5 protein-coding genes are annotated in these 3,785 nt (G+C 41.5%); 3 read left to right on the top strand and 2 right to left on the bottom strand.

Annotation, left to right across the window (positions count from 1 at the left end; all coding sequences use genetic code 11):
- Nucleotides 1–393: CoA-binding protein (locus AB4496_RS21990; RefSeq protein WP_372131968.1), on the bottom strand; the 393-nt coding region annotated here is incomplete at its 3' end.
- Between the two features lie 216 nt (nucleotides 394–609).
- Here AB4496_RS21990 and AB4496_RS21985 point away from each other — a divergent pair.
- Together AB4496_RS21985 and AB4496_RS21980 are read left to right on the top strand one after the other, a co-directional pair.
- Nucleotides 610–1,173, top strand: coding sequence for an SPOR domain-containing protein (locus tag AB4496_RS21985; protein WP_009845372.1), 564 nt, complete (start codon nucleotides 610–612; stop codon nucleotides 1,171–1,173).
- A 179-nt stretch (nucleotides 1,174–1,352) separates the two neighbouring features.
- Nucleotides 1,353–2,348, top strand: coding sequence for a D-alanine--D-alanine ligase (locus AB4496_RS21980; protein ID WP_017100556.1), 996 nt, complete (start codon nucleotides 1,353–1,355; stop codon nucleotides 2,346–2,348).
- Between the two features lie 188 nt (nucleotides 2,349–2,536).
- On the opposite strand, the gene AB4496_RS21975 is transcribed toward AB4496_RS21980, so the two are convergent.
- Nucleotides 2,537–3,505, bottom strand: coding sequence for a tyrosine-type recombinase/integrase (locus tag AB4496_RS21975; protein WP_102257727.1), 969 nt, complete (start codon nucleotides 3,503–3,505; stop codon nucleotides 2,537–2,539).
- A 100-nt stretch (nucleotides 3,506–3,605) separates the two neighbouring features.
- Here AB4496_RS21975 and AB4496_RS21970 point away from each other — a divergent pair.
- Nucleotides 3,606–3,785, top strand: a 180-nt coding sequence (locus AB4496_RS21970) for a DUF3319 domain-containing protein (RefSeq protein ID WP_372131966.1), incomplete at its 3' end; no start/stop codon positions are given.

Genomic DNA, 3,785 nt, shown 5'->3' with positions numbered 1-3,785 from the left:
ATTGGAACCAAGTACCCGAATATTGTTTGCTTTGGCTATTGCAATACATCTCTCATCAAACGTTTCACCGCTATCACTTTGCTGTTGCATGTCGGAGGAGAGCACAATGACGGAAGCGATGCCTTTCTCGGCCAACTCTTCAAAAATAGCCACATTGCGTGTCGCATTAGTGCACAAAATAGCAAGGTCAGGCACGATAGGTAGCGACAAGATGTTTTTGTAAGAGAGGACGCCTGCGACAGAATCGTATTTTGGTGTTACCGGCATCACCGCACCTTTAAAATCCCCGTGTAACAGATTGTTCATGACGATATATCCTGCACGCGTTTCTCGTTGAGATGCACCAACAACAGCGATTGAACGGGGTTTAAGTAGGGGATCAAGATGATTCATAGACATATCCTAGCAATGCACGTAAGTTCATCGTAACTTACTTTTCATTCACGGGTTGATGGCAAATTCACCGAATTAAGATGAATAAGCAGACACTGCATAAAGTTTGTGAAATAGGTCACCCACTAATGGTGTATAATCTCAAAGTTAACTTGATTCTAAACCGACGTATCGGCATGATTTATAGTAATTATTATTAAGGATATAGAGCTTTCCATGAAAAAACTTGCAATTGTGACTTTGCCACTGCTCTTGGCTGCATGTGTATCTGACAACTACGTTACCAATGTAACGTCAGATAGCTATCAAGAAGAGTTCAAAACGGCTAAAGTTGAAGCTCCAGTTGTATCTCAATCTGAGCAGACTGCCGTTGTTGAAGAGAACGTGGTCAACGTTGTCAGAACCACACCTGTAGAACAAAAAATCACTCACACGACTAGAGCTAAGCCGGTTGCAACAATTACAGCTCCAACCAAGAAGCAACAAGACATGAACCAACGCTTTGGTTACACAGTTCAAGTTGTTGCTGTTGGCAGCCAAGCCAAAGTCGATTCTTTTGTAAAAATGCTACCAACCACTTCCCAGCCAATTTGGGAAAACTACAAAATGGTTAACGGCACGAAGTGGTTCACTGTACTTTACGGTGACTACGCGACACGCTTAGACGCTAAAAAGGCGATTTCATCTTTGCCGAGCAGTTTTCAAAACTTAAAGCCATTCGTTAAGAGCATTGATGATATCAAGAACTCTGAATACCCAACGCTTAACAAGTTAAACTAAGTTTTAAATCATAAAGAAGGAGCAAATGCTCCTTCTTTTGTTTTATGACGGTTAGTTTTGTTTAATAGTTAATCGCTCACTCCTTAGATGACGATTTTAGCATTCAAAACACTGTACCTATTTCGACTTTTGTTTATCATTGAAGTCAGTATTCCTAGTTTCAAGGACCGAATTTACCCATGAACACCACAAACATCCTTCTACTTTGCGGCGGTGGATCTTCAGAGCATGAAGTGTCGATCGTTTCAGCCAATTACCTTTTTGAACAACTTAATAGCGTTGCAGATTTTAACGTTGTGAGAGTTGAAATTAAAAACGAAGGCTGGTGTCTTGATTCTGGTGAGTTGGTTTATCTTGATATTAACGATCAAACCTTACGTGGCGACAACTTAGAATCAAAAGTCGATTTCATTGTTCCATGTATTCATGGTTTCCCGGGCGAAACAGGTGACATTCAATCACTGTTTGAAATGGCTAAGATTCCGTACCTAGGTTGTGGTTCTGAAGCAAGCAACAACAGCTTCAATAAAATCACATCAAAACTTTGGTACGACGCTCTGGGTATCCCAAATACGCCTTATCTGTTCTTATCCGACAACACTGAACTAGCTCATGCACAGGCGACACAAGCCTTTGAAAGTTGGGGGAAAGTGTTCGTCAAAGCGGCTCGTCAGGGATCTTCCGTTGGCTGTTACCAAGTCAATCAAGCAGAAGAATTAAGCGGAGCAATCAACAAGGCATTTACCTTCTCTGATCAAGTGCTTATTGAGAAATCCGTGGTGCCAAGAGAGCTAGAAGTTGCCGCTTATGAAATCGATGGCGAGCTACAGATAAGCAAGCCAGGCGAGGTGATTGCACCTAATGGCGCATTTTACTCTTACGAAGAGAAGTACAGTGCAGACAGCCACTCAATTACTGAAGTTGAAGCAACTAACTTAACCGATGAACAGCGTGAATTGATTGCAGACAGCGCCCGCAAGGTATTCACGCAGATGAAGCTTCGTCACTTGTCTCGTATCGATTTCTTCTTAACACAAGACAATGAGATCTACCTGAACGAAGTGAATACCTTCCCAGGTATGACGCCAATTTCCATGTTCCCAAAAATGGTTGAACATGACGGCCACAAATTCAGCCAGTTCTTAGAAAACTGCGTGAGAACAAGCATTTTTTAGTTCACCCAAAATATCTTAGCCGTTTTATATAACTCATTAGATAACAAATAGCGCCTTGAGCTTATCTACCAAGGCGCTATTTGTTTTTAAGTCGGAAGCTTTTGGTTTGCAAAGTCAGTTGATTGACTTAACAATCTGCCTATAAAAAACCGTAGATAAACAAGCCGCCTCTTAACAAAGCCATCAGCTCATTGCCAAGGGATTAGTGCTTTAAACTTCATCTTCTCACTCTCAGAGGTACCCGAATAACCCACATATTGCGCAGGCATTGCAGGGCTGAGCCAACGACCAAAATCTTGAATTTCTCTCACCTTAAGGCCTTGTTTCGATAGTTCTTGTGCGGCACCTACACGAATAGAGTTCCCGGAGAAATGGTGGTTGTCAGCCAATTGAAGTAAGTCACTTGCTCTTCTCAATATTCTGTAGATCGACGAATCATCTAAAGCTTGCAGACTGATATTTTCATGTTTATCTATCGCACGAAATACAGGCAACTCGTCTTGTGTTCCGGTAAACGAAAACCAACGCTCAAGTGCGGCGCTTGCTACTCGCGATAGCCTATACACTGAACCTTTTATTGTAATCTGGTAGTCATTCTCAACGCTCTCCACATTATCCATCGACAACGCCTTTAGTTCAGACCGCTTTAAAGCACACTCGAACATCACATTATAAATCGCGATATCTCTGATCTCTTTTAAGCTCGATTTCTCATGGGAAAGTAACGTGTTTAACTCTGTGAGGTGTGCGGATGTCATGGCATTGGTTTGTTTAGCGTCGCCAGCCATTCGAGATTGCAAGTGGAGCAGGGTAAAACGAACTTGCCTATGCTTGATTGGGTTAGCAAAGCTCAACACAGTATGCAACAAGCTAAGTGTTGCAGTGTAACGTTTCAAAGACGCGAATTTTCTTTCACTGGATTCAGTCTCAAGAAAACGCCGAACAGCAGTGATGGATGCTGGAAGTGTGTTAATACGATTTTTAGTACAGAACGCATGGTAGCGATTCCAATCACTGTAGATACCCAACAAGGAGTTTCGAGAGTACTGATATCCTGTTAACTCATCTATAATTTCAATTGTCGCGTGGCTGTTTAATTTTTCAACAAATGAATTAATTATCACAGAGTCCGATAAATTAGGGACTTTTTTTCTCAAATTACCGTACCTCAACAGGTGTTTTTGCCATATTATGCTTGATATCATTAGAAGTATACTTATGATTAACGTAATGAAAACAAAACGATGATCAATGGATATGGCAAATTCAGTTTACCGAGGCGTTCCTCTACAATCAGCGGATGCAAACAACACCGTTTGGCGTGCCAAGCTAAAAAACAACATTATTCAAGGCAATTTACCTGCTGTGAAAAAGAGTATTGATTGGTGGATTGATACTGCGACCCTTATTGACCCGAAAGAATTCACAGCGTTAAAC

The organism is Vibrio sp. 10N.222.46.A1 (genome assembly GCF_041473595.1).
GTDB classification, from domain to species: Bacteria; Pseudomonadota; Gammaproteobacteria; order Enterobacterales; family Vibrionaceae; genus Vibrio; species Vibrio tasmaniensis_A.
The sequence above is the reverse complement of the archived record's forward strand: the minus strand, read 5'-3'. Positions and strand labels throughout refer to the sequence as shown.